We start from the raw sequence: 24,459 nt of genomic DNA, 5'->3' as shown, positions 1-24,459 counted from the left end.
AAATTAGAAGATAGTTGATGCAACAAAATAAACCAGCACTTTTTTTACAGAAGGTAAGCAAAAGTTACCTCACTCCTCAGGGCAAGTTGCAGGTCTTGCAACCGCTTAGTCTCACTCTGAATCCAGGCCAAAGCCTGGCTCTAATGGGGGAGTCAGGGAGCGGTAAAAGTACCCTTCTGCATCTGGTCGCTGGTTTGGAACTAGCTGATGAAGGCCAGATTCTAATCGCTGGTGAAGATATTACCCGCCTGGATGAAAAGCATAAGGCCCAACTGCGTCGTGAACGCCTGGGGTTGGTATTCCAACAATTTAATCTGGTACCCAGTTTAAAGGTCAAAGATAACCTGGCCTTCCAGGCACGGCTGGCCGGCTGCCTGGATAAAAAATGGCTAGATGAAATCAATCAACGCCTGGGCTTGGAAGAGTTGCAGGAACGCTACCCCGAACAGCTTTCCGGCGGCCAGCAACAAAGGGTTGCTCTGGGTAGAGCTTTGGCCCACCGCCCTCAACTGCTGCTGGCCGATGAGCCTACTGGAAGTTTGGATGAAGCCACCAGTGACCAGGTCATGCAACTGCTGCTGCAATTGGTTCAACTCAGTGGCTGTAGCCTCTTGATGGTGACTCACAGCCTGCGCCTGGCCAAGCAATTGGATAGCGCCTGGCAGTTGCATTCCGGCCAACTGGAACCCCTCACTGCATGAAGCTTTTTTACTGGACCCTGATCAGCCTACTCAGTCACTGGAAGCGACATCCGGTTCAGCTGGCTAGTTTATTGCTGGGTTTATGGTTAGCAACCGCACTTTGGACAGGCGTACAAAGCCTTAATCAGCAAGCCAAAAGCAACTATGATCAGGCCGCCAGCCTTTTTGATCAGCAGGCCGGGGTTTATCTACAAGCCCCCGGAGGTCAGGCATTTGACCAGGCTCTCTGGTTGGAACTCCGCCTTCAAGACTGGCCTTTGGTGCCTTTGCTCGAAGGACGCATCAGAATACAGGAACCTGAAGTGCGCTTGCAGCTTCTGGGTTTGGACCCTATCAGCCAAATGCAACTGGAAGGAACAGCCAGCCAAATTCTGGGACGCACTTCTTTGGAGCAATGGATCACTGCACCGGGTCAAACTCTAATTGCCCCCTCTACAATGCAAGAGCTGGGCTGGCAGCCAGGTCAACGGCCACTGACCACCCAGGGCCAAAAGCTGCCTCCCCTGGTAAGTCTGGAAGGTTTGGCGCCGGGCCTGCTGTTGACCGATATTGGCTGGGCCCAAGAACTACTGCACAGCCCTGATCAACTCACCCGCTTGTTGGCTCCTCAACAATGGCTTGCCCCCTATTCAGGTCAACTCCCACAGCTTCCTGAAGCGATTGAAGAGCAGCTCATCTGGCAGCAGGGTGAAGCCGAGGCTGATCTGGGTCGCTTGACTGAAAGCTTCCATTTAAACCTGACCGCTTTGGGTCTTTTGGCCTTTGCAGTTGGTCTCTTTATTGTCCATGCCACCTTGGGCCTGGCACTGGAGCAGCGCCTGGGATTGCTACGTACGCTAAGAGCTTCTGGAATCACCCTTAACAGCCTTCTGCTGGCCTTATTGGTTGAGCTGGGTAGCCTGGCCTTAGTTGGCGGCCTGGCTGGGGTGATCAGTGGTTACTGGCTGGCTGCGGCCCTCTTGCCCGATGTTGCCGCCAGCCTGCGCAGCCTCTATGGAGCCCCGGTATCCGGGCAACTGGAAATGCAGCCCACAACCTGGCTCACCGCCTTACTGATGAGCTTTGGCGGTCTACTGCTGGCCGGTAGTAGCTGGCTCTTTAAGGCGGCTCGTCTGCCAATCTTGGCCCTTGCCCGTCCTCAAGCCTGGTATCAGGCTGAACAGCGTCGTGTTCGCTTACAGGGGGTTTTGGCACTCGTGGCGGCACTCGTGGCTGCCTGGGCCTGGCTTCAGGGGGACAGCCTGGTTTGGGGCTTGTTGCTGCTTGCTGGCCTGCTATTGAGTGCCGCCCTCTGGCTGCCCCTGTTGTTGCTTGGGCTGCTCAAACTGGCCAACCTTCTGGCCCGCGGTCCTCTGCAGCAGTGGTTTTGGGCGGATATACGCCAGCAACTACCCGGTTTGTCTCTGGCCCTGATGGCCCTACTCTTGGCGCAGGCTGCCAATATCGGTGTTGGCACCATGACGGAAGGCTTTCGTAAAACCTTTACCGGTTGGCTGGATCAACGCCTAGCTGCAGAAATCTATATTCGCCCTGAAACCCAACAACAGGCTGAAGAAATCACCCGCTGGTTGGAACAACAAGAGGCCATTGAAGCCATCCTGCCCCAGTATCAAATTCAACTGGAGATTGAAGGCTGGCCTGTTGAAGTAGGTGGCCTGGTCGATGCAGCTACCTACAGGGATAGCTGGCCACTATTGCAAACCCTCAATCAACCCTGGCAGGCCGTGTTTTCCGAAAATGCCTGGCTAGCCAGCGAACAGCTTGCCCAACGCCTGCAATTACAACCGGGTGATCAACTGGAGCTGACGACTCGCCTGGGAATAAGAACGGGAAAGCTGGCCGGAATCTATGCGGACTATGGTAATCCCCGTGGACAGCTGCTGATCAATGCCGAAGAGTTTCTGACTTTTTGGCCTGATCAACCCATTCATAGCTTGGCTCTGCGCCTGGCTGAAGATCAGGCCAGTGCTTGGGTTGAAAAGCTGCGTGCAAACTTTCAGTTGGATAGCTCGAGAGTTATTGATCAGGCCAGTCTCAAAGAATGGTCAACAGGTGTTTTTGATCGTACTTTTAATGCCACCTCAGCACTCAGCTATTTAACTCTGGGCTTGGCTGCTTTAGCGCTTTTGACTAGCCTGTTAACCCTCAGTCAGGCGCGTTTGCCCCAGTTGGCACCGCTTTGGGCGATGGGACTCAGCCCGGCTCAGCTGGCTGGCCTCAACCTTTTGCAACTTCTACTGCTGGCTTTGCTGACCGCTCTGCTTGCCCTGCCCTTGGGGCTATTACTCGCCTGGTCCCTGGTCAGTGTGGTCAATGTCCAAGCCTTTGGCTGGCGACTGCCTCTGCATATTTTTCCAGTCCAACTTGGTATTTCAGTCGCTATGGCGCTCCTTGCTGCCCTACTGGCCGCAGCCTGGCCCAGTTGGCAGCTTCGCAGTCGGGCCAGTGCCCGTTTGGTCAAGGTATTCGCCCATGAACGCTAGACTTCTTTATTTGCTGATTTTCCTGCTTGGGCTAAGCGCCTGCAGTGAAGCACCAGAACCTCCATCAGGCTTTGCAGGCCTGGGGACAGAAGTTGAAGGCTATCCCCAGGTTTCTCGAAATGACCGTATCCGTTTTCCTGAAGCTTTAGGCGCCCATCCTGAATATCGTATTGAATGGTGGTATGTCACAGCCAATCTTACTGATGAAAACGGCCAAGACTGGGGTATTCAATGGACGCTTTTTCGCCAGGCTTTGCAGCCCAATCAGGGTAAAGCCAAGGGTTGGCAAACACCTCAGGTTTGGATGGGCCATGCGGCCATCACCTCGGCCACTCATCACTGGCAGGCCGAGCGTTTGTCCAGAGGCGGCACAGGCGAAGCCGATGCTCAGGCTCAACCCTTTAAAGCCTGGATTCACTCTTGGCGGCTTAGCAGTCAACAGGAGGCGTCTTTCAGTCCCTTGGAGGTTTATGCCTCTGATCAGGATTTTGCATATCGCTTGCAGTTGAGTACCGACCAGCCCTTTGTACTGCAGGGCGACCAGGGCTACAGTCAAAAATCCGAACAAGGCCAGGCCTCCTGGTATTACAGCCAGCCTTTTTTCAAGGTGGAGGGCCAGATAGAGGTGGATGACCAGCAGTTACAAGTCAGGGGGCAAGGCTGGATGGATAGAGAGTGGAGTAGCCAGCCCCTGGCACCTGGGCAAGAAGGCTGGGATTGGTTTTCATTGCACCTGGAAACGGGAGAAAAGGTGATGCTCTTTCAGCTCAGGGAAGACGGCAAGGACTATTATTCAGGTACCTGGATTTCAGCAGCAGGTGAACCAACGCCTTTAGAGCCTGAACAAATCCAGATGCAGCCGCTGGAATTAACCCGGGTAGCCGGGCGCCAGTTGCCTACTCACTGGCGTTTGCAAATTGCTGATTATGACCTGGATATCACCACCCGCCCTCTGAATGCCAAGTCCTTTATGGATACTCTGGTTCCTTATTGGGAAGGCCCTATCTTTTTTGAAGGCAGCCACCAGGGGCGCGGCTTTCTGGAAATGACCGGCTATTAAAATCAGCTCAGCTGACGTTTGAAGGGCGGCAGGCTATTGAGCAGTTGGCTACCATAGCGTTTGGTTAGAATACGTCGATCCAAGAGAGTCACTTTACCCTGGTCATCTTCCTGGCGAATCAGGCGACCACACGCCTGGACCAGACGCACGCTGGCATCAGGTACGGTAATCTGCATAAAGGGATTGCCGCCTGTGCTTTCAATCCATTCGGCCAGGGTTGCATCCACCGGATCATCGGGGGTGGAGAAAGGCAGGCGCGCAATAATCACATGGGTCAAATACTTGCCCGGTAGATCAATGCCTTCGGCCAGGGAAGCCAGGCCAAAAATAATGCTGGGCTTCTTCTCATCAATGCGGACACGGTGCTTTTCAATCAGCCGGTTTTTAGACAGCTGATCCTGAGTCAGGGTTACCCGTTTCAACTGCGTAGGCAGCCCGTCATAGACTTCATTCATCTGTCGGCGTGAAGAAAAAAGCACCAGTGCAGCCGCCTGAGGGTGCTGCAACTCTGTTTCCAGATAATCCAGAATTGCATCAGTATGTGCCTGCTGTTGGCTGGGATCACATGCCTGCTTGGGCACTTCCAAAATACCCAAACGCTGATAATCAAAGGGGCTGGGGTAGGAATGGCAAGGGGTTGCCTCAGCCAATCCGGTACGTTGTTTCAAACGATCAAACTTACCCAAGGCAGTCAGGGTTGCTGAGGTCAAGGCACTGCCAAAACAACGCGACCAAAGACGATAAGCCAAATCCCCGGCAGCTGTGACCGGGCTGGCTGCCAGCTCCAGATCCTCATCCCCTTCAGACAGGCGATGCTGCGTCAGCCAGCGGGCATGGGGTGGACGTCCCTCTTGGTCCGGCTCAGCACAAAGGCTCCAAAGCTGATGGGCGGCCAGCGCCCGTGAATGCAAGAGCGCCAGCAAGGGTTGCCATTCAGCAGCAATCTCAGCATCCAGGGAAGAACCTTTTTCAGGGTCTTGAGCTTCCTTAAGCTGGTTGACCAGATTTTCCAGTAATCGACAAAGAGTGGAAAAATAGATCAATAGCTGCCCGGCAAACTGCCGCACTTCTTCAGGTAATTTGCCCTGGGGCCAGCGAAATACGGGCTGACTGGGATTATAGGAATCCTTGAAAGGCGTCCCATCCAGCAGTTGTGAATAGAGAACACCCAGGTCGCGAACCAATTCATCCACTGGCACCAATATCTGATTCAGCTGACTGGTAGCTGAAGGACTGGCCGCCAAGGCACGCAGCAGATCAGGTTGAGATTTCTTCAAGAGTTGCAGCCACTTCAGGCTGGCATTGAACCGAAAGCTGGCGGCAAAGTGATTAAGGGCTTTATCCGGTAAGTGATGGGCTTCATCAAAGACATAATAGCTTTGTTCAGGTGCCGGCAGGATGGCCCCGCCGCCTAAAGCCAAGTCGGCCAAAACCAGATCATGGTTGGCAACGATCACATCCGCCTGCTCCAGTTCACGTCGCGCATTATAAAAAGGGCAAGCAGCAGCAAAATGCGGGCAGCGGCGATTGGTGCAGCGCTGATGGTCGGTGGTCAAGCGGTTCCATAAATCCTGGGGAACAGCTTCTTGCAAACTGTCTCTATCACCATCCCAGCGACCACCGGCAAAGTCTTCAAGCAGACGCGTCAGCACCTCTTCATCCTTGGCTTGGGGCTGGGCAAGCAACTCCTGCTCAAAAAGACTTAGAGTCGCTTTCTCAGATTCCGGCTCAGCGGCGCGCAGGCTGGCCGCAGCCTTGCTTAATTGGGCAGTACACAGGTAGCGGCCTCGGCCCTTGGCCAGGGCGAAGTTAAAGTCCAGCGAGGTGAGTTTTTTAAGATCAGGCAGATCGCGAAGTAGCAGCTGCTCCTGCAAGGCAATGGTTGCCGTCGAGAGGATCAGCCGCTTTTCACGAGCCTGCGCCAAAGGCAGGGTAGCCAGGAGATAAGCCAGCGTTTTGCCGGTTCCTGTTCCTGCCTCTATGGCAATCAGGTGATTATTGCCTTTACGGCGACCCTCTTCGTCTTCAGCAATTGCCGCAAAGCTTTTGGCAATATCGGCGATCATTTGTTTCTGACCACCGCGCGGCTTGACTTGACGGCCTTCCAGAAACTCCCGGTAGGCCTTCTGAATCAGAAGCTGGTCTTCAGGCTTCATGCACCTTCTTCTTCCTGCATCAGATCTTCGGGGGGATGCACGCAGGGCAGCTTACTTTTGGTGTAGTCTTCAATCGCTGGCAAGGCGAAGGCATCCTCTTCACCAATAAAACTGATAGAAGTTCCCAAAGCGCCAGCACGGCCAGTACGGCCAATACGGTGCACATAGTCTTCAGGATCTTCAGGTAGGGTAAAGTTGATGACATGGCTGATATCATCAATATGGATACCCCGACCGGCCACATCAGTTGCAACCAGCACTTCGGTTTTACCTTCCCTGAAGTTTTCCAAAGTGGAAATGCGTTTCTTCTGCTCAACTTCACCCGACAGCATGGCTACACTGATGCCTGCTTTTTTCAAGGCTTCATAGACATCACGGGTGGTATCCCGACGATTGCTGAAGACAATAACCTTGGTTAGCTTCCAACGCTTGACCAATCGGGTGAGCAGCTTGATCTTCTCATTATCCGCAACCAGGAAGGCATGCTGATCAATATTGTCAGCTGATTGAATCAAGGTAGCGATTTCAACCCGCTGAGGATTAACCGTCCATTGGGCGGACAGGTTAAGAATATCCTGGGTAAAGGTAGCTGAGTAGAGCAGGGTCTGGCGTTCTTCCTTGGGCGGCGTTGCCCGGATGATGCGCTTAACATCGGGAATGAAGCCCATGTCCAGCATCCGGTCTGCTTCATCCAAAACAAGCACTTCTACTTCGCGCAGATTAACATCCTTCTTGTTATGGAAGTCCAGGAGGCGGCCTGGAGTCGCAACCAGCAAATCAATGGCTTCACCTCTGAGCTGATCACGCTGTTTTACATAGTCCATCCCACCAACAACGGATAGGAGTTTGAAAGGTGTATAGCGTATCAAGGCTTCAGCATCTTTACAGATCTGCAGAACCAGTTCCCGGGTAGGTGCCAGGATCAAGGCTCTGGGAGCACCGACTTTACGGCCTTCTGGATAGTCTTCTTCCAGCAGGTAAGTCAGGATGGCAATCAAAAAGGCAGCTGTTTTACCCGTACCCGTTTGGGCCTTACCAATCAGATCAACACCATGCAGGGTGTAAAGCAGAGATTCAGCCTGAATTGGCGTGCAATAGCTGAAGCCTTCTTCACTGATGGATTTCATCAGGGGCAAGGGCAAGTTAAAGTCATGAAAGCGTACCTTGCCTTTTTCTTCTGGAACCTGAAAATCATCCAGTTTCCAGTCACCCAGGGCCTTGTTTGCCTGTTCCTGGCGCGCTTTAAAAGCCTCGGCCACATTCAGGTTGCCTGTATTCTTGCGTGCCCCTGGTGCTTGACGGCGGCCGCCGCTGGCTTTTGAAGGCTTACGGCGCCGACGGCGTTTTGCCTGATCCGGTTTGGTGGACGAAGCATTTGCAGAAGATGCGGTAGACGGATTTGTCAAAACGCGACCTCAAAATTAGTAGTCAATGTAAACCTGTTTCCTGTTTCAGGCGGCGTATGATAGCAAGTTTACCTGCCGGCGACTAACGTCCCTGCTGTAATTCCCGCACATCATCCATCAGTCGGGTCACCCGACTGGTTAACTGGCTTCGGCTGGCTTCCAGCGAAGCAAGAATTTCTTCATATTCAGCCAGGCGTTCGCCCAGGTCTTCAGGAACCTCGGCACTGGCTTGTTGAGTCAATTGGGTTATCTGACCACGCAGCTCCCTGACTTCCTGGTTCAAGGCTTCTACCTGCTGGCGTCTGTCTTGATCACGAACCTGCTGATTCAGCGTCGAAGTAGTCAGGCTGATTTCTGCCAAGCGATTGGAGTAGCTTTCAACTTCGCTGGATAAACCACGCAACTGCTCGTTCCAGCGGTTCGTTGCTCTTTCCAATCGCTCAGCAGCCTGCTGGGCATTCTGGTTGGCTTGATTGGCAGAAGTCCGGGTCGAGGCCAGGTCACCTTCGACTTTTTCCAGTTTTTCCTGCAATTCGGCAATCGCTGGACGGTTACGCTGGTGAGCGACCACCCAAAGCTTGCGAATTTCATCATCTGCCCATTCCAGCTTTTCTTGATGAGCCCTGAGGCGCTGTGAAAAACTGCTTCCAGCTTCGGTCAGATCCTGCCCTGTCTCTGACAAGCGTATTTCCAGCTCTTGGATACGGTCAGCCAAAGCTTCCATCGCCTGTTGCTGGTTTTCTGCGCGCATCAATTGCCAGCCACCGAAACCCAGGCCCAACACAGCCAAGACTAATGCAACCAAGGCCAGGGTTGAAAAAGATTTACCCCCATCAGGAGGCAGGGTTGGATAGTTGCCACTGCCATTACCCCCGCCACCTCCGCCGTTAGGATAGCCCGAAGCCGTGGTTTGCTGAAACTCTCGGGAGGTTGAGGAAGAGTCAGCAGGCTGCTCTCGCGTTGGGCGTTCCCGATAACTGGCCTCCTCTTTTTCTCGAGTAGCCCTAGTTGGTGGCACTTCGGCTCGAGTTGGTTTTCTTTCTACTTCCTTTTCAGCCAACCTTTTGCGCACTTCAGCCCTGGCCGCTTCAGAAGCCTGACGTTGCGGCTGAGTTTGGCTGGCACTGGCCGAAGTCGACGAAGTGGTTTCTGTTTTAGGCGTACGCGGGGAAGCTGACTTCTCTTCCGGCATTATCAATCTTGGTTCTTTACGGTCTGGCATTTTTTCAACCGGCTGGTGTAAAAGGGTCTATTCTGCCAAGTGTCGGCCCTTGCGGCTACCCCTAACGTCTAAACCAATACCCTAGTACTCCGCTCGGATTTGTCAGTCGCTACCGCTGGTGCTATGATTCTTAATGTTTTCATTGATTTGTATCAGGTGGCGGTTGAAATTTCCAAGTAACGTCACCATCTAGTCAGTTCTTCCCGCTTTGATGAGCACAACTCAATTTGAGTAATTAGTGAACAAGGAGACCTAACCATGGCTTTTGAACTACCTGCACTGCCTTATGAGAAAAATGCACTGGAACCGCATATTTCTGCTGAGACTCTGGAATACCACCACGGCAAACACCACCAGACCTATGTTACCAAACTGAACGGTATGGTTCCCGGAACAGAATTTGAAGGCAAAAGCCTGGAAGAAATCATCAAGGCTGCTGGCCCTGGCCCTGTTTTCAACAATGCAGCCCAAGTTTGGAACCACACTTTCTACTGGCACTGCCTGAGCCCTCAGGGTGGCGGTGAGCCTACAGGTGCTGTTGCCGATGCCATCAAAGCCAAATGGGGTTCTTTTGCTGAATTCCAAAAAGCTTTTGATGACAAAGCAGTCAATAACTTTGGTTCTTCCTGGACCTGGTTGGTGAAAAACGCTGCTGGTGAGCTGGAAATCGTTAACACCTCCAATGCTGGCACGCCTATGACTGACGGTCAGACTGCTCTGTTGACTGTTGATTTGTGGGAACATGCCTACTATATCGACTATCGCAATGCGCGTCCCAAGTACCTGGAGGCTTTCTGGGCCCTGGTTAACTGGGACTTTGTGAACAAAAATCTGGCTGGCTAATTGATCAAGCTAGCAATCCCAACCCGGCCTTAGCAGGCCGGGTTTTTTTATGCGGCCTGCAAAATCTCTGCGAATGTTTTAGGATGAGCTCCATAAAGACAAGAGGAGACAGGCATGACTTCACCCACCAGCCGCGAAGAATGGCAGCAACTTGCCAAGACACTTGAGCTTCCATCCCAGGCCTTTATCAATGGTCAGTATGTCGATGCCTTGAGTGGCGCCACCTTCCGCTGTGAAAGCCCTTTGGATGGCCGCCAACTGATTAGTGTTGCCAGCTGTCAGGAAGAAGACGTGGATCTGGCCGTTAAAGCGGCCCGGAAAAGCTTTCAGGAAGGCAACTGGCGACTTCTACCCCCAGCAAAACGCAAAAAAATTCTGCTCAAGTTTGCTGATCTCTTAATCCAGCACCGGGATGAATTGGCTTTATTGGAAACCCTGGATATGGGCAAGCCCATCCGTTTTTCACAGGCTGTCGATATTCCTGCCGCTGCCCAGGCTTTTCGTTGGACGGCTGAAGCTATCGATAAGGTTTATGGTGAGCTGGCCCCCACTCCCGCCAATCAACTGGGTATGATTACTCGTGAGCCTGTGGGGGTTGTTGCCTGTATAGTGCCCTGGAACTTTCCTTTACTGATGGCTAGCTGGAAACTGGCACCTGCTTTGGCGATGGGCAATTCCGTCTTACTTAAACCATCGGAAAAGTCGCCCCTTTCTGCCCTGAGAGTTGCAGCTCTGGCCCAAGAAGCGGGCATTCCCGATGGAGTTTTCAACGTCCTGCCCGGTCTAGGTGCTTCTGCTGGCAGAGCCCTGGCTCTTCACCAGGATGTTGATTGCCTTGCGTTTACCGGGTCTACTGCCACTGCCAAACAACTTCTGATTTATTCTGGCGAATCCAATATGAAAAGGGTTTGGCTGGAAGCTGGCGGCAAAAGCCCCAATATTGTTTTTGCGGATGCACCTGATCTTAAAAAAGCAGCCCGTGCCGCTGCCCAGGCCGTTGCCTTCAATCAAGGCCAGGTTTGTACAGCTGGAACCCGGTTACTGGTCGAAGAAAGCATCAAGGATGAATTTATTGCTGAAGTCAAACAGGCTCTTGCCAAATGGCAGCCAGGTGATCCTCTGGACCCTAACACCACCTTTGGTGCCCTGGCCGACCAGCAACAATTTGCCAAGGTGATGGACTATATTGCCCTGGCTAAGCAAGAAGGTGCCCAACTGGAATTGGGTGGTCAACCAAGACTTCAGGAAACCGGTGGCTATTTTACTGAGCCCACGCTCTTTTCCGAAGTCAAAAATTCCATGCGTGTTGCTCAGGAAGAAGTATTTGGCCCACTGCTTGCAGTGATCAGCTTCAAAACCCGCGAAGAAGCCGTTGCTATTGCCAATGACACCATCTATGGACTGGCTGCAGCTGTCTGGACAAAAGATATCGACAAAGCCCACTTGACGGCTCAAGAGCTGCGTGCAGGAAGCGTTTGGATCAACAACTATGACGGGGGCGATATGACGGCACCCTTTGGCGGCTTCAAGCAATCCGGGCAGGGGCGTGACAAGTCTCTGCACGCTTTTGACAAGTACACAGAAATCAAAGCAACCTGGCTGACCTTGAACTAGATCACATAAGTCCACTGTAAAACAGGATAAGCTAGCTTTATCTAACCACAACAAGGATTCACCATGACCCTACCTGTCATCATCTGCGATGACTCAGCAATGGCTCGCAAGCAACTGGCCCGGTCTCTACCCGGAGGCTGGGATATTGAGGTCACCTTTGCCAACAATGGGCAAGAAGCGCTGGATGCAATACATGCCGGGAAGGGCGACCTGATGTTTTTGGATCTGAACATGCCCGTCATGGATGGTTTTGAGGTCCTGGAAACCATTCGCAAAGAAGATCTTTCGTCTTTGGTTTTGGTGGTTTCAGGGGATATCCAGCCCGAAGCCCGTAAACGTGTTCTTGCTTTGGGTGCCTTGGAGTTCATCAAAAAACCCATTAACACCGAAATTATCACTGAGATCCTCAATAACTACGGCATTATTAGTAGCCGCCAACCGCAAACGGAAGAAGAGCTGGCGCGCTTCAACAATGAGCAACTGGAACTCAATGATTTAATTCAAGAAACCGTCAATATTGCCATGGGCCAGGCCGGTAAGTTATTGGGTGATTTATTAAATACCTTTATTCACCTTCCCGTGCCCAAAGTTCATTTGGTCAACTACAACCAGCTCCCTGATCACCTGGCAGCAAAGCAACTATCCAGTCTTTCGGCCATCTCTCAGGGTTTTAATGGCGAAGGTATTGCCGGTGAAGCCCTGATTTTGATTGATGATGAAAGTCTACCCGCAATTGCTGAGCTACTCCCCGAAACACAAAATGCAGATAGCAATAGTGAACTGGAAGTTTTAACTGATCTGGCAGGCCTGTTAAGTGGTGCCTGCCTGAAAGGCTTTGCCAAACAATTGGATGTTCGCTTCAGCCTTGGCCATCCCATTATTTTGGGTAAAAGTCTACCCCTAGAGCAGCTGCTTAAAAATCGGGAAAAAAATGAGAAGATCTTGGCCGTGGAAATCGATTATCACCTGCCGGGACAAAATATTGAGTGTGATCTTTTACTGCTTTTTACTGAAAACTCCTTGCCAGCCCTGACTGAAAGAACCGGATATCTGCAATGACTCTAATTCAAGACGAAAAGGAACTGAATGATCTCCATTGGATGGTGCAAATGCTCCAAACGGTTGACGTTGGCCTGATTGTGCTTGACCAAGAGGGTAGGATTCTACTTTGGAACAGTTTTATGGAGAACCATTCAGGCATTCGTAGTAAGCAGGCACTCAACCAGACCCTGAAAACCTTGTTTCCGAAGCTGCCTCATGCCTGGCTGCAAAGAAAGTTGGATGCCGTTTTTAAACTGGGCAGTCCTGCTTACTCAACCTGGGAACAAAGGCCTCGCCTGTTTGATTTCAAAAGTTATAGACCCCTAACGGGTGGTTCTGAACTCATGTATCAGAACCTGACCCTGATGCCCTTGCAAGGCCGCAATAACAAAACTTCGCAAGTCTGCTTGCTGGTCTATGATGTAACCGAAAATGCAATTAGCAAATTGCAGCTGGAAACAGCCAATGCTGAACTAGCAAGGCTCAGCCGTACCGACCGGCTCACAGAGCTATTCAATAGAGGTTATTGGGAAGAGTGCTTGAATCAAGAGTTTTTGCGTGCCCAACGCAGTGGTGGTGAGTCCAGTTTGATTATTTTTGATATCGATCACTTCAAGAAGGTTAATGACACCCATGGCCACCAGGCAGGTGATGAAGTGATTCGAGAGGTGGCTAAAATTCTGCGGAGCACAGCGCGAGAAACCGACTTCCCGGGACGCTACGGCGGTGAAGAGTTTGTCTTGTTATTGCCGGACACCCCTGCGTCCGGTGCTTTAGAAGTCGCAGAAAGGGCACGTAAAAAACTGGAAGCGACTCGCATTCACTATGAAGACCTGGTGTTGCAGGTCACTATCAGCCTGGGAATCAGCAGTTTTTCTCCTGATCTGGTATCTGCCCAGCAGTGGCTGGAAAGAGCCGACCAAGCCCTTTACCAAGCCAAAAACGCTGGTCGCAACCAGACCTGCCTATGGCAAGGCTAAAACAGGTAACGCCAGCCTGCTGCCATGAGGATGCCCGCGCCTATAGCAGGCAAGGGCTTTTTCGCCACTAAAAAGATCACTAGAGTGGTCAGCAGTGACATGCGTGCCGCCTGATCCCCTTCAACAGCCATAGGCAATATCAGGGCAATCAATACCGAACCGGACATGCCATTGATAAAGCCTTCGACACGGCGGTTGATGGGGACAAAAGACATCAGGAAAACGCCACCATAGCGGGTGGTCAGGGTAACCAGTGTCATCACCCCAATAACCAGCAGGCCAACACCCAAGCCAGATTCAAGAGTCATCTTTTTCCTCCAGCCAGTAAGCACCTACCAGACCGCCAGCCAAGGCACCGGCAACGACATGACTATTGGGAGGCAACCAGTAGAGCGCAAGAATAGAGGTTGCACCAGCAACCGACCAGATCACCAGGTTACGCAAGTTTTTGCTGCCACCCAGTGCCATGGTCAGCAAAAAGCAGCCCAGTACCATATCCAATCCCAAGGCTTCAGGATCAGGTATACCCTGGGTTAGAACCAGCCCCATCCAGGTTCCAGTCACCCAGGTCAGCCAGAGCGCCAACCCCCCGCCAAAAAGAACACCTAAATTACGCTCACCCCGCTGATACTCCTGAGCGGCTATTGCCCAGTTGGCATCACTAATGACCGTCAAAATCCCATAGCGTTTGGCGGCAGGAACTTCTTTCAGCCAGGGATAAAGAGAAGCGCCCATTAATAGATGACGGGCATTGATAGCAAAGGTGGTAATCATAATCGCCAACAGAGGAATTTCCAGTTGCCAAAGCTCAAGTGCAGCAAACTGTGAGGCCCCGGCAAACACCAGGGCACTCATCAACATCGCTTCGGTTTTGCTCAACCCGGTTTGCGCAGCAGCCAGCCCAAAGGCTATCCCAAAGGCGATAACAAACATGGACAGGGGAAGAAGCCGTTTAAATCCAAGCCAAGTGCCTTGAGCATCTAGTTCTACCTTAGCCGATATCATCCAGATCCCCTTCCCTGATAGGAACGCTGGCTTCCCATAACTCCAGTTTGTCACGCGCCACCCGACGCCCCAGTTCAATCAGTTGGTTGGCCTTGTGGAACTCATAGCCACTGCAAGCTGTACGCGGAACTTCCATAAGAATATCGGGAGGATAGCCGGCAACTTTATATTCACTCAAAGCCGATTGGGTGATCTCAAAGGATTGCAGAATTACATCCAGTTTACCCCAGCGGGTGTCTGAAGCCTCACGTTCACTACTGGCTCCCTGAGCATCTTCATCCCAAAAAGTCAGCTTACCCAGTAGCTGGCCCGCACGCCCTTTGACACGTTTCATCCATTCACCTACAGCGCCAGGTTCCTGGTCAGCGCCAGGATTATTTTCCCAGTCTGGCATCATTTCCTGCAGGGTTGCTCTTGAGCTTTGCGAAGTGACATTAACCGCTATAATTAAATCAGCATGGTAGGCGACCACGGGGGTAATCGGTAGTGGATTCAGCAAACCACCATCGACTAGGGTTCTACCTCTATGCTGTACAGGTGTGATAACTCCAGGAACTGCAATAGATGCACGTATGGCTTCTTCAAGTGAACCCTGCTGAAACCAGACTTCTTTCTGCTTGGTCAGGTCCGTGGCAACTGAGGTATAAGGAATCGGCAAGTCTTCTATCTTAATGTCACCCAGCATTTCCCCGATCACTTGCATGATCTTTTCCCCTTTGATCGCACCCAAAGGACTCCAGGTCACATCAACCAGACGCAACAAATCAAAATAATCCAAACCCTTAACCCAGTCACGATAGTTGTTCAGCTTGCCCGCTGCATAGAGCCCACCGACCAGGGCACCCATGGAGCAGCCAGAAACACCCACTATCTCGTAACCCCTGGCTTCCAGCTCTTCGATAACACCGATGTGTGCATAGCCTCTGGCGCCACCAGAGCCCAGTACTAGAGCAACACTTGTATGATGTTTTTTGCGCATGGCGATCTCCTTTACTGCACAGAGTTACGACTTAAGACAAATGATCTTTAAGTAAAAACTCGGTAACGACAGCTGCATTAGCCTCGGCTGTCGCTTCTTCCAAATGCAGGTGGTGACCTCCGGTCAGTACCTGTCTGCTCCCTTTTTGCAGAAGTTGAAAACGGGTTTCTATTTCAGGACGCTGAATCAGTAGCCCCTGCTCTGCTTCAATCAACAAGGCCGGTGCTTGAATGGCACGCATAAAGGCTTCATTTTGAGCCTCCGTCAAACGCCAGGGTGAAGGGTGCCGTAAGCGTGCATCACTTCTCCAATACCAGCCACCCGCTTCGTGCTCTTCATCAACTTGCTTTAACGCCCGCTGACACAAAGCCAGAGCAGCCTCATAGTCAACCGCGCCAACGCCTTTCATCCGGGCTTCTGCTGCTTCTTTAATAGAAGCATAGATTTTACTCGGCAAGGCTGGTTCTTCCTCCTGGAGCAGTTGTTTTTGCTGGTGACCAATCCAACGCCCCAAAGCACGGCCCATTTGGGCTGCAGCTTCATCATCGGGTGTTGTTAACGTTCCCAAGCCATCAATCATCACTAGCTTTTCAACCGCTTCTGGATGAGCCGCGGCCAACAAGGAAGCGACACCTGCGCCCATAGAATGACCGACCAGAGTAAAACGCGACCAACCTAAGGCCAGGGCAGCGGCTTGAACATCAAAGCAGTTTTCCATCAACAAATAAGGCTGACCTGCCGGACGCCAATCCGAAAAACCATGACCGGCAAAATCCAAGGCAACAACATAGTAGCCTGCTTTAGCCAACTCAGGGCCCAGGTGAACATAGGTCATGGCATTATCCAGCCAACCATGAAGAGCAAGCAGAGGTTTATCTGCAGGATCACCCCAGGCTAAGGCAGCCATTTGCAAATGGGGCAATTCCAGAACAAGCGGTGTGCTGCCTTCAGGAGTAGGATTCAAACTGGGTTGCAGTACAGACATTAAGCTTTCCTAACTTAAACCGGTAAAATGAAGAATAAAAACACCCAGACTGATACTTAAAGTCCCAAAAAGGGTTGTCAGGGCAACAATATTGGCCGCCAGAACAGCATTACCACCCATGGCTCTGGCCATAACATAACTGGCTGCAGCCGTTGGACAACTAAAAACCAGGAAGAGAACACCCAAGGTCATTCCTTCATAACCCAGCAGCCAGGCACCAAATACCATGGGCAACGGCAAGAGTATCAGCTTATAGGCCGTGGATGTCAGGGCTGCCTTACTGGTTGCTCGCAAGGCACGCAAGTCCAGCGCCGCGCCAATACATAATAGAGCCAGAGGAAGTGTCATACTGGCCAAATAATTGGCTGTTTGCAGCCCCACTTCTGGTAGAGGCCAGGCAAACAAGGAAAAGGGAACCGCCAAAAATACAGCAATGATCAAGGGGTTGCGAAGGATATCCAGTCCCATGCGCGGCCAGTTAATCCCCCCCGTGTTACGCCAAAGGCTCAAGGCCACAACCGACAACAAATTATAAAGTACAATCAGCAAGGCCAATAGAATTGAGGCCAGGGCAACGCCTGCTTCACCATATTGATTGGCTGCCAGTGCAAGTCCTAAAATAGCCAGATTACCCCGGAAAGCGCCCTGAACAAAAACACCCCTATCTGCCAAATCCGGCAAACTTCTCGCGCGCCAGACCAGCCAGCCAAAAGCCAAAAGAGTGACCACAGCAGCATAAACCAACAGATCCAAAGCAAAAACCTGGTTCAAATCAGTTTTCAGCAGATTTAAAAAAACCAGTAAGGGAAGGGTGACATTGAAAACCAGCCGTGAAGCGACTCGGTTGAATTCATCATTGATCAAGCCAATGCGGGCGAAAAAAATACCCAGGAAAACCAGTAAAAAAACTGGTGCGGTTACTTCCAAGGTGAAAGTCAGAGTGTCCAGCAGCATTAGAGGGTCGCCAAACCATAGAGGATACCCGCCAAAGCAATCAGCATAAACAGAAGGTTACGCCAGCCTTTGTTACTGGGTTGGTTGGATCCGGAATCATCAGAACTCATGCTATTCATCTCCTTTTCAATTGATTGACTCTAGACTCAGTCGTCTAGAAAGCTTCCTAGGATAATGGATTTTTACTAAACCGGAAGCCTTGCATTTCATTTAAACGGGCGTATAAAGATTGTTGAAGCTGAAACTAAGGATTACTTATGCCAACACCGATTTTGCACTTTGCTCCCGCCAACGGCTTTCCTGGAGGCAGTTATCGCAGCCTTTTAGAGCCCTTGAAAACCCATTTTCCCGTGGTAACTCTGGATCGCTTGGGTCACCACCCCAGTTACCCAGTCAACAATAACTGGCAGAATTTGACCCATGAGTTTCTAGCCCATCTGGACCAGCAGGTTCCTGGCAAGCATCTGATTGGTGTCGGTCATTCTCTGGGTGGCGTCGTCACCTACCTTGCAGCTCTGGAACAACCGGAAAGGTTTGAGCAGCTAATCCTCTTGGACCCACCCTTGATGACTGGCTTGGATAGTCTGGGCTTAAAACTGGCCAAACGTTTGGGATTTATCGATAAAGTGACTCCCGCAGGTATCACTCGTGGTAGACGCAGTCACTGGCCTGACCAAGCCAGTGCTCTGGCTTATTTTCAAGGTAAGAAACTCTTTCAGAATTTCCATCCGCAAGCCTTGGCGGACTATGTTGATGCAGGCACAGAGGCGGACCCCAAAGGCGGGATCAAATTACGTTTTGAGCCAAAAGTGGAAGTTGCTATTTTTCGCAATCTGGCTGATCACCTAACAGGCAGTCATAAGAAACTCAATCTGCCGGTTACCGTGATTAGAGGCAGTGAGACTGATTTAATTACCCCAGCCAGAGCGAAAAAACTGGAAAAAATGGGCTTTAACTGCCAGCAACTTCCCGGAGGTCATATGTTTCCCTTGGAAAATCCGGAGGCCACCCGCAAACTGCTGCTGCAACTGATTCAACAGCCTGCCACCGCTTAGCTTTGGCTATTCACCTTTAGAAAACGAGAAGCCTGGCGAACACTGGCAGCTGCCTGTGGAAGATAGCGATAAAGCAGCTGCCAGACATGGGGCATCCAAGCCATTTCTTTAATTTCAGCTTGGCCACCGACATTTTGAATCCCTTTAACCAGGCGCCGGGCGTCATCAAGCAGTACTTCTTGCAAACTGACCTGCACAGACACAGGTGCCAAGCCTTCAAGATCACCGAATAAAGGCGAAATATCCGGGCTATCAAGGGATTTCTTACCCGCATAAAGCTCTGCAAAAGCATTCATTTGCACTTTGTTCAATACAGGGTCGGTTGCTGCATTCAACTCCATGGAAGTGCCACTACAAGTCAGGTCCACCCAAGGTGATAAAAGCACACAGGCTGCAGGTTGTTGCTTGTGCTGCTGCCTTAGAGTTTGCATCAGGGATAAGGCCAGACCACCACCTGCTGAATCCCCTGCCAGGGTCAAGCGGGAGGCATCTACCCCCTGCTCGATCAGCCACTCATAGGCTGCCTGCACATCTTCAAATCCATTGGGCCAGGGGTAGTCAGGTGCCAAGCGGTAGTCAATCACCAGGACGCGGGCATCAGTATGGCGGGCAAAGGCAATGGCCAGTTCTCGGTGGGTATCCAAAGAGCCCAACGCAAAGCCACCGCCATGCAGATAGAGCAGGTAGCGTTGAGTATGACTGGCTTTTAAGCTAAGTAGCTCTGCCTGGCGGCCGCCAATTTCTAATTCCAGGCAATCAACATCATGAGGAATCCGGCTGCTGGCATTGAGTTCATTCAAGTAATCACGCAGCAAACGGCACTGGCTGGCCAAAAGCTGGCGATTAAACAAATCCACACCTTGCTGCATGACTGCTAGCGGCCACAGCATTTCATTACTCATGAGGTTTTCCCAGAAGTTTCTTCCTGGTCAACCAGAGGGTCTCTGGGCTGATAAGGGTCCAGATCAACAGGTTCACTTGTGGGCCATTCCGCAAAGGGAAAGGGTTTAGCTTCACTGTTAAAGGTGAGGTAACGAAAGATCTGGTAGCCATAGCGAGTTAACTGAGAACCCAAAGCCAGCAGTTGAGGTTGCGGTCTTCCTGTAAACAGGCGCAGGACCACTTGGACCAAAACCACGCCCAACAAAATCAGTTCGTTCAGTTTCCAGGCCAGGAAAAACAAGAGCATAAAGGGTAGACGCAACCAGAAGCTTTCATCTCTTATCCGTTCTTTGATGGGTGTCGAAGAAGTCGCCATCATTAATCTCCTCAGTCAGATGCAACCCGGGTAATTTTTTGTGCTGATTTCAGCACCTCGTCTCGGGGCAATACAAATTCAACATCAGTACTTTGCTCATTGCCCATCATGGAGCCGGCCATTTCTCTGGGGCTATGGTTTTCAAACAGGACTAGATAGAGTGCTTGTACTAGGGGCATATAAATTCCCATTTCATCCGCTTTCGCTTTGACCAAACGGACAGTGTTTACCCCTTCCGCCACCTGCCCAAGCGACTCGACCACCTCATCCAGACTCTTACCCTGCCCTAAAGCCTGACCGACCCGATAGTTACGGGACAAGGGCGAGGTACAGGTTACGATCAAGTCTCCGACACCGGCCAGACCCAAAAAGGTCATGGGGTTGGCGCCAAGACTGACCGCAAAACGACTCATTTCAGCCAGGGCCCGGGTCATCAGCATACTTCGTGTATTTTCTCCCATACCCAAGGCAGCCGCCATGCCTGCTGCTATGGCATAGATATTCTTGAGGGCTCCACCCAATTCCGCACCATAGATATCGGTATTGGCATAAACCCGGAAATAACGATTACCCAAGACCTGCTGCACCGTTGCACGCGTTAAATCATCATCACTTGCAATAACGGTTCCAGTCAATTGCTTTTGCGCCAGCTCACTGGCCAGGTTGGGACCTGACAGCACTCCCAAATGGGTAAAACCGGTGATTTCAGCCATCAGCTGGCTCATCAGCTTAAAACCCTTTTCTTCAAAACCCTTGGTTGTACTGACCAACAGCTGCTCGGGCTTCAAAAAAGGACGGGCTTGCTCTAAAACCTGCGCAAAGCCTTTACTGGGAATAGCCAGAAAAACCAGCTCAGCACCCTCTAAGGCTTCTTCCAGATCAGAAGTTGCCTGTACAGTCTCAGGTAGCTGTAAGTCCGGCATATAGCGGGGGTTACGATGCTCGCGATTAATCGCTTCGGCCAATTCAGGGTTCCTGACCCAGAGCCGGGTTGGATGTCCATTATCGGCAACAATTGAGGCCAGCGCAGTACCAAAACTGCCACCACCAATTACTGCAACAGTCACACTTGCTGTCATGGCATTCCTTACAATAGCTAAAGCTAAATAAATAGATTATCTAGATCTATTGTAACTTATTTGACGCTACTACAAGTAAAGACCTGCAACAAGCTGTCAGGATGAACAGGATAAGGACAAGCACTGCTTGTCTACGGGTGGTGATTCCCAATCACCTGGTTGACGCTGGCTGGCATCAAAAGGCTGCTTAAAAATCGCCAACTGGCGTTCTACTTCACTGAAATCACCGCCTTCGGCTGCTTCTATCGCCTTTTGCAAAAGGTGGGTTCTAGGCAGCACCCAAGGGTTTCTGCTTTCCAGAAGTTGCTGACGCTGTTGTTTCGTTGCAAAGTAATGCCCTGTTCGCTCTTCCCAAGCCAGCAGCCAAGCATCTACGGCTTCCCGGCTCACGGCCATCGCTGGCTCTTTCATCAGGGCCTCAGCTTCTTCCAGCCGCTGCTCAGCCAACAAGCGAAGTAATTGGGTCCAGTCCAGACGTCCTTTTTCACACAAGCTCAAAAAGTCTTTCACCAGGGGCCAGTCAGCAACTGGGTCCAGCCCCAAGCGTTGCGATAGGCGTTCACGGTAAGCCTTTTGGTAAAGCCCGGGAAAACGCTGCAAGCTGTCCTTGAGGGCTTCAACAGGCGCGAGTTTGATCAGGGATTGGGCCAAGCAAGCCAGGTTCCACTGAACGATATCCGGCTGGTGTTCAAAAGCATAACGACCACGGTCATCACTATGATTGGCCACCAGGCCGGGTTGATAGAAGTCCAAAAAGGCAAAGGGACCGTAATCAAGGGTTTCACCCAACAAGGACATATTGTCTGTATTCAATACGCCGTGGCAAAAACCCAAAGCCTGCCAGTGGGCAACCAGGCGAGCTGTCCGTTGCATCACCTCTGCAAAGAGCTCAGCAGCCGGTTCAGCTGTGGAAAGGAGTTCGGGGAAATAGTTTTGTAAAGCAAAGTCAAGTAGTGCTTGCTGGCCTTCATGATCCTGGCGGTAATAAAAATGTTCAAAATGACCAAAACGAAGATGGCTGGGCGTCACTCTGAGCAGTGTGGCTCCAGGCTCCAATTGCTCACGACGTACACTTTCACCGGTCATCACTACGGCCAGAGCACGTGTAGTGGGAATACCCAGATGATGAAGGGCTTCACTACCCAGAAATTCACGAATACTGGAACGCAGCACTGCGCGACCATCACCAAAGCGGGAAAAGGCCGTCTGTCCAGCGCCTTTCAGATGCAGCTCCCAGTGCTCCTGACCGGCAGTGGTCACTTCACCTAAAAGCAGGCCACGACCATCCCCTAAATCAGGATTGTAGTAACCAAACTGATGGCCTGCATATTTCATGGCCAGAGGCTCACTACCTGGCAGGGAGGCATGTCCAGTCATGATCCGCACTAACTGGTCTTCATTTAACTGACAGGGATCCAGACCCAGTAGCCGGGCAGTGTCGGTACTCAGGCCAACCAGATAACCAGGAAGGCGCAGGCGCTCAGGGGCTTTAAATTGAAAAAAACGCTGAGGAAGCTGGGCATAGCGATTATCAAGATTCAATGAATCCAGAGTGGACATAGGTAACCTCCAGGCAATAACTTAGTATTTTACTAGGTTATTACCTGGATCGCAGCCCTATTCCGTATCGGCTTGTGAAGCCTCTTGCTGATAGGCTTCCAGAGCCTGTTGAATTTCTTCGAAATTAGCCAGGATCAGATTGATTACTTCATCAACATAGGCCTGGCGTCTTTCTGAATAGCTGATTAACCCTGGAGCCAGGTCAACCCCCGTGGGCTCACGATCTTCTTCCTGATAAAGCTCTTGGCGCAGCTCTCGTAGCTTCCGGTAAGCACGGTGAGTATTGATGTTACGCAGGTAGCTGCGCACGCTGGACTGCACACTGTCAAAAAGACGCACCTCGTGATTCATATCCGGTGTGCGTCTTTCTGGAACCAAGCCACAACCTTCGGTAAAACACCATTGCCCGAAAAGATTATTACCCTGCTGGGCAAAACGTGAAGTGCCCCAGCCTGATTCCTTGGCACCTTGCATCAGCACCAGGTCTTCTGGCACTGGATGGGCCCTTTTCATAATCAGTTGCCAATCTTCTTCGCTGGCAGGCCAAGTCACTCGATAGTAATCAAAAATTTCACGCAGCAAGCGCTCATCCGTAGGGGTCAGGGCTTGACCTTCTTGCTGGGCCTGATAAGCAGTTTCCAACTGCTCCCGCTGCCAGGCTATAAACTGATTTTCAAAAATAACCAGGGGCACCAAAGCGGTAAAAAAAGCCTCTTTACGCCAGGGAACATGAGTGATGTCCGAATAATCCGGCATCTGCTCTAAAGGGTCGGGCGCTTCTGCTTCAAAGCGCTGCAATAGCGGTTCCTGGTGAGGGTCCAGCCACTCAGACACCAGAGCACCGAGAGCCACGACCAAAGAGATCAGAATTAAACCACGAAAAAACAACGGGGAAGCTTCAGGCTCTTGCATGCAAATTCCTTAATTGACTTGAATGCTCAATTTTAATTGAAAATACCCTGAAAGAAAAAACCTCAGCAGCTGCTGAGGTTTTTCGACCTTAATAAGGGCCTGTTTGATTCAGGTTACTTGAATGTGCCAGGGTTCATAACGTACACCATAGCTATTATCCGTCGTATAGCGAATATGTACAAAGCCCAGATCTTGGAGACGGCGGTAAAGATCGGTTTCCGCAAAATCATCACTGAAGTTCCGATAACCAAAACCAACTTTACCAACATCAAAGTCACCCGTAGCATGGTAAGAATGCCCCGGAGGTGCAAGCGAGCGCGAAGCTTTTGACATATTGCCCGCTGACTGCTCGGCTTTCGCTAAAAAGAGGTGGGTTTGCTTAATCAGACTGCGCACACCTGAGGTAAGAACCAGGTCATCACCTACCTGCTCTTGAAGCTGGCTATAAAATTCGCGGCTTTTGCCTTTAAACAAAAAGTGACCCGTTCCAGGAACACTTTCGACGTCACGACGCGAAATACTTTGCGTCATGCTATCCATCACCTTTTCACCATGGAAACCATAGAGACTGGCATCGGTATGGAAAAGCTCTTCCATGAATTCCATTTCGGCACGGGTGAAAGCACCTATCTGTGAATAATTGCGGGCATAGAGCAGAGCTTCATCAAAAGACAGCAGGTTGAAGTTACCATGACCAACAATATCCTGAACCCGATCCAAACGGTGATAGGTAGAAAGCATGACATCCATTTTCTCTTCGGGCAGAAAATAGTCATCATCAAAAACGCTTTCAAAATAACGAGTTCGCGTTTGGGTATCGACCTCACCATTGGCAGCCAGCTCTTGTTCAACCGCCTGCTGGTGTGCTTGGGAAAGTGCCTGACTGATCTCAGTTGGCAAGATATCTTCCATACCCTGTTGCAGGTTAATTGCGGCCCACTGCCCTTGTGCTGCTCCCATTCCAAAACTGTCCGGCAACTGTTTGGTCAGGTTAAGCTGGCGTAGAACAGAACCACTACCCAAGGCTACAAAGCCGCTGACCGAAAGTGCTTTCAGAAGTGTTCTTCTTTCCACAAATATCTCCACTTCTTCCCATAGTTTTTATGTATTCGGAGTAAACTTTACTAAGCTGGCATGAAGCTGTCCAGAAGAACCGATAGCCAAAC

Annotated in this window: 22 protein-coding genes; 8 read left to right on the top strand and 14 right to left on the bottom strand. The window is 51.2% G+C overall.

Going from position 1 to position 24,459, the window contains the following annotated elements; translation table 11 throughout:
- Positions 1-17 precede the first annotated feature (17 nt).
- Genes BM185_RS01675 through BM185_RS01665 form a run of 3 tightly spaced genes read left to right on the top strand, consistent with a single transcriptional unit; the run spans position 18 to position 4,244 of the window.
- Positions 18-701, top strand: coding sequence for an ABC transporter ATP-binding protein (locus BM185_RS01675; protein WP_091958308.1), 684 nt, complete (start codon positions 18-20; stop codon positions 699-701).
- The gene (locus tag BM185_RS01670) at positions 698-3,184 is read left to right on the top strand and encodes an ABC transporter permease (RefSeq protein WP_091958305.1); all 2,487 of its coding nucleotides are present in this window, start codon (positions 698-700) and stop codon (positions 3,182-3,184) included. Before BM185_RS01675 ends, BM185_RS01670 begins: the two co-directional genes overlap by 4 nt.
- Positions 3,174-4,244 (top strand): lipocalin-like domain-containing protein, encoded by a 1,071-nt coding sequence (locus BM185_RS01665; protein WP_091958303.1) that lies wholly within the window; start codon positions 3,174-3,176, stop codon positions 4,242-4,244. The genes BM185_RS01670 and BM185_RS01665 overlap by 11 nt, the downstream gene beginning before the upstream one ends.
- Before the next feature lie 2 nt (positions 4,245-4,246).
- On the opposite strand, the gene dinG is transcribed toward BM185_RS01665, so the two are convergent.
- The 3 genes from dinG to BM185_RS01650 form a co-directional block, all read right to left on the bottom strand.
- Positions 4,247-6,400, bottom strand: coding sequence for an ATP-dependent DNA helicase DinG (gene dinG, locus BM185_RS01660; protein ID WP_091958301.1), 2,154 nt, complete (start codon positions 6,398-6,400; stop codon positions 4,247-4,249).
- On the bottom strand, positions 6,397-7,665 hold the full coding sequence (locus tag BM185_RS01655) for a DEAD/DEAH box helicase (RefSeq protein WP_425434191.1): 1,269 nt from the start codon (positions 7,663-7,665) through the stop codon (positions 6,397-6,399). The genes dinG and BM185_RS01655 overlap by 4 nt, the downstream gene beginning before the upstream one ends.
- Before the next feature lie 223 nt (positions 7,666-7,888).
- On the bottom strand, positions 7,889-9,028 hold the full coding sequence (locus tag BM185_RS01650) for a coiled-coil domain-containing protein (RefSeq protein WP_143089462.1): 1,140 nt from the start codon (positions 9,026-9,028) through the stop codon (positions 7,889-7,891).
- Between the two features lie 258 nt (positions 9,029-9,286).
- Here BM185_RS01650 and sodB point away from each other — a divergent pair, with 258 nt between their 5' ends.
- The 4 genes from sodB (at position 9,287) to BM185_RS01630 (ending at position 13,506) form a co-directional block, all read left to right on the top strand.
- Positions 9,287-9,871, top strand: coding sequence for a superoxide dismutase [Fe] (sodB, locus tag BM185_RS01645; protein ID WP_091958294.1), 585 nt, complete (start codon positions 9,287-9,289; stop codon positions 9,869-9,871).
- Positions 9,872-9,985: 114 nt separating this feature from the next.
- Entirely contained in the window at positions 9,986-11,485 is a 1,500-nt protein-coding gene (locus tag BM185_RS01640; RefSeq protein ID WP_091958291.1) for an aldehyde dehydrogenase, read from the top strand.
- Positions 11,486-11,548: 63 nt separating this feature from the next.
- The gene (locus BM185_RS01635) at positions 11,549-12,544 is read left to right on the top strand and encodes a response regulator (protein ID WP_091958288.1); all 996 of its coding nucleotides are present in this window, start codon (positions 11,549-11,551) and stop codon (positions 12,542-12,544) included.
- Positions 12,541-13,506, top strand: a complete 966-nt coding sequence (locus BM185_RS01630) for a sensor domain-containing diguanylate cyclase (protein WP_245751646.1) — start codon at positions 12,541-12,543, stop codon at positions 13,504-13,506. The genes BM185_RS01635 and BM185_RS01630 overlap by 4 nt, the downstream gene beginning before the upstream one ends.
- Here BM185_RS01630 and BM185_RS01625 read toward each other — a convergent pair.
- The 5 genes from BM185_RS01625 to BM185_RS01605 are packed head-to-tail and all read right to left on the bottom strand — an operon-like array spanning position 13,503 to position 17,429.
- On the bottom strand, positions 13,503-13,814 hold the full coding sequence (locus BM185_RS01625; protein ID WP_091958286.1) for an AzlD family protein: 312 nt from the start codon (positions 13,812-13,814) through the stop codon (positions 13,503-13,505). The two genes, BM185_RS01630 and BM185_RS01625, sit on opposite strands and share 4 nt — an antisense overlap.
- A complete protein-coding gene (locus BM185_RS01620) occupies positions 13,804-14,511 on the bottom strand; it encodes an AzlC family ABC transporter permease (protein WP_091958283.1) in 708 nt (235 codons plus the stop codon). The genes BM185_RS01625 and BM185_RS01620 overlap by 11 nt, the downstream gene beginning before the upstream one ends.
- Positions 14,498-15,490, bottom strand: coding sequence for a patatin-like phospholipase family protein (locus BM185_RS01615; RefSeq protein WP_091958281.1), 993 nt, complete (start codon positions 15,488-15,490; stop codon positions 14,498-14,500). Before BM185_RS01615 ends, BM185_RS01620 begins: the two co-directional genes overlap by 14 nt.
- A 31-nt stretch (positions 15,491-15,521) precedes the next feature.
- Positions 15,522-16,475 carry an alpha/beta fold hydrolase gene (locus tag BM185_RS01610; RefSeq protein WP_091958278.1) on the bottom strand — a complete coding sequence of 318 codons (954 nt, stop codon included), beginning with the start codon at positions 16,473-16,475 and terminating at the stop codon, positions 15,522-15,524.
- Between the two features lie 9 nt (positions 16,476-16,484).
- Entirely contained in the window at positions 16,485-17,429 is a 945-nt protein-coding gene (locus tag BM185_RS01605) for an AEC family transporter (RefSeq protein ID WP_091958276.1), read from the bottom strand.
- Between the two features lie 257 nt (positions 17,430-17,686).
- Between BM185_RS01605 and BM185_RS01600 the strand changes: the two genes are divergently transcribed.
- Complete coding sequence (locus BM185_RS01600) at positions 17,687-18,484, top strand: alpha/beta fold hydrolase (RefSeq protein ID WP_091958273.1); 798 nt, start codon at positions 17,687-17,689, stop codon at positions 18,482-18,484.
- On the opposite strand, the gene BM185_RS01595 is transcribed toward BM185_RS01600, so the two are convergent.
- The 6 genes from BM185_RS01595 to BM185_RS01570 form a co-directional block, all read right to left on the bottom strand.
- The gene (locus BM185_RS01595) at positions 18,481-19,386 is read right to left on the bottom strand and encodes an alpha/beta hydrolase (RefSeq protein ID WP_091958271.1); all 906 of its coding nucleotides are present in this window, start codon (positions 19,384-19,386) and stop codon (positions 18,481-18,483) included. The two genes, BM185_RS01600 and BM185_RS01595, sit on opposite strands and share 4 nt — an antisense overlap.
- Positions 19,383-19,745 carry a DUF4389 domain-containing protein gene (locus BM185_RS01590; RefSeq protein ID WP_091958268.1) on the bottom strand — a complete coding sequence of 121 codons (363 nt, stop codon included), beginning with the start codon at positions 19,743-19,745 and terminating at the stop codon, positions 19,383-19,385. The genes BM185_RS01595 and BM185_RS01590 overlap by 4 nt, the downstream gene beginning before the upstream one ends.
- Positions 19,746-19,753: 8 nt before the next feature.
- Entirely contained in the window at positions 19,754-20,821 is a 1,068-nt protein-coding gene (locus BM185_RS01585; RefSeq protein ID WP_091958266.1) for an NAD(P)H-dependent glycerol-3-phosphate dehydrogenase, read from the bottom strand.
- Between the two features lie 96 nt (positions 20,822-20,917).
- A complete protein-coding gene (locus tag BM185_RS01580; protein ID WP_091958263.1) occupies positions 20,918-22,381 on the bottom strand; it encodes a protein adenylyltransferase SelO in 1,464 nt (487 codons plus the stop codon).
- 57 nt (positions 22,382-22,438) lie between these two features.
- The gene (locus BM185_RS01575) at positions 22,439-23,293 is read right to left on the bottom strand and encodes a glucosaminidase domain-containing protein (RefSeq protein ID WP_091958260.1); all 855 of its coding nucleotides are present in this window, start codon (positions 23,291-23,293) and stop codon (positions 22,439-22,441) included.
- A gap of 108 nt (positions 23,294-23,401) precedes the next feature.
- Positions 23,402-24,367 (bottom strand): D-alanyl-D-alanine carboxypeptidase family protein, encoded by a 966-nt coding sequence (locus BM185_RS01570; protein WP_091958257.1) that lies wholly within the window; start codon positions 24,365-24,367, stop codon positions 23,402-23,404.
- Between the last annotated feature and the right edge of the window lie 92 nt (positions 24,368-24,459).

The organism is Marinospirillum celere, assembly GCF_900112235.1.
Classification (GTDB): Bacteria; Pseudomonadota; Gammaproteobacteria; order Pseudomonadales; family Halomonadaceae; genus Marinospirillum; species Marinospirillum celere.
Note: the sequence above shows the minus strand (reverse complement) of the source record. Positions and strands in the feature narration are given on the sequence as shown.

What these genes read in the sequence shown, in the direction of transcription:
- BM185_RS01615 (WP_091958281.1), bottom strand. Translation starts at nt 15,490, where the DNA reads ATGCGCAAAAAACATCATACAAGTGTTGCTCTAGTACTGGGCTCTGGT.
- BM185_RS01650 (WP_143089462.1), bottom strand. Translation starts at nt 9,028, where the DNA reads ATGCCAGACCGTAAAGAACCAAGATTGATAATGCCGGAAGAGAAGTCA.
- sodB (WP_091958294.1), top strand. Translation starts at nt 9,287, where the DNA reads ATGGCTTTTGAACTACCTGCACTGCCTTATGAGAAAAATGCACTGGAA.
- BM185_RS01630 (WP_245751646.1), top strand. Translation starts at nt 12,541, where the DNA reads ATGACTCTAATTCAAGACGAAAAGGAACTGAATGATCTCCATTGGATG.
- BM185_RS01600 (WP_091958273.1), top strand. Translation starts at nt 17,687, where the DNA reads ATGCCAACACCGATTTTGCACTTTGCTCCCGCCAACGGCTTTCCTGGA.
- BM185_RS01585 (WP_091958266.1), bottom strand. Translation starts at nt 20,821, where the DNA reads ATGACAGCAAGTGTGACTGTTGCAGTAATTGGTGGTGGCAGTTTTGGT.
- BM185_RS01635 (WP_091958288.1), top strand. Translation starts at nt 11,549, where the DNA reads ATGACCCTACCTGTCATCATCTGCGATGACTCAGCAATGGCTCGCAAG.
- BM185_RS01590 (WP_091958268.1), bottom strand. Translation starts at nt 19,745, where the DNA reads ATGATGGCGACTTCTTCGACACCCATCAAAGAACGGATAAGAGATGAA.
- BM185_RS01675 (WP_091958308.1), top strand. Translation starts at nt 18, where the DNA reads ATGCAACAAAATAAACCAGCACTTTTTTTACAGAAGGTAAGCAAAAGT.
- BM185_RS01625 (WP_091958286.1), bottom strand. Translation starts at nt 13,814, where the DNA reads ATGACTCTTGAATCTGGCTTGGGTGTTGGCCTGCTGGTTATTGGGGTG.
- BM185_RS01595 (WP_091958271.1), bottom strand. Translation starts at nt 19,386, where the DNA reads ATGAGTAATGAAATGCTGTGGCCGCTAGCAGTCATGCAGCAAGGTGTG.
- BM185_RS01605 (WP_091958276.1), bottom strand. Translation starts at nt 17,429, where the DNA reads ATGCTGCTGGACACTCTGACTTTCACCTTGGAAGTAACCGCACCAGTT.
- BM185_RS01580 (WP_091958263.1), bottom strand. Translation starts at nt 22,381, where the DNA reads ATGTCCACTCTGGATTCATTGAATCTTGATAATCGCTATGCCCAGCTT.
- BM185_RS01620 (WP_091958283.1), bottom strand. Translation starts at nt 14,511, where the DNA reads ATGATATCGGCTAAGGTAGAACTAGATGCTCAAGGCACTTGGCTTGGA.
- BM185_RS01670 (WP_091958305.1), top strand. Translation starts at nt 698, where the DNA reads ATGAAGCTTTTTTACTGGACCCTGATCAGCCTACTCAGTCACTGGAAG.
- dinG (WP_091958301.1), bottom strand. Translation starts at nt 6,400, where the DNA reads ATGAAGCCTGAAGACCAGCTTCTGATTCAGAAGGCCTACCGGGAGTTT.
- BM185_RS01665 (WP_091958303.1), top strand. Translation starts at nt 3,174, where the DNA reads ATGAACGCTAGACTTCTTTATTTGCTGATTTTCCTGCTTGGGCTAAGC.
- BM185_RS01640 (WP_091958291.1), top strand. Translation starts at nt 9,986, where the DNA reads ATGACTTCACCCACCAGCCGCGAAGAATGGCAGCAACTTGCCAAGACA.
- BM185_RS01575 (WP_091958260.1), bottom strand. Translation starts at nt 23,293, where the DNA reads ATGCAAGAGCCTGAAGCTTCCCCGTTGTTTTTTCGTGGTTTAATTCTG.
- BM185_RS01610 (WP_091958278.1), bottom strand. Translation starts at nt 16,475, where the DNA reads ATGTCTGTACTGCAACCCAGTTTGAATCCTACTCCTGAAGGCAGCACA.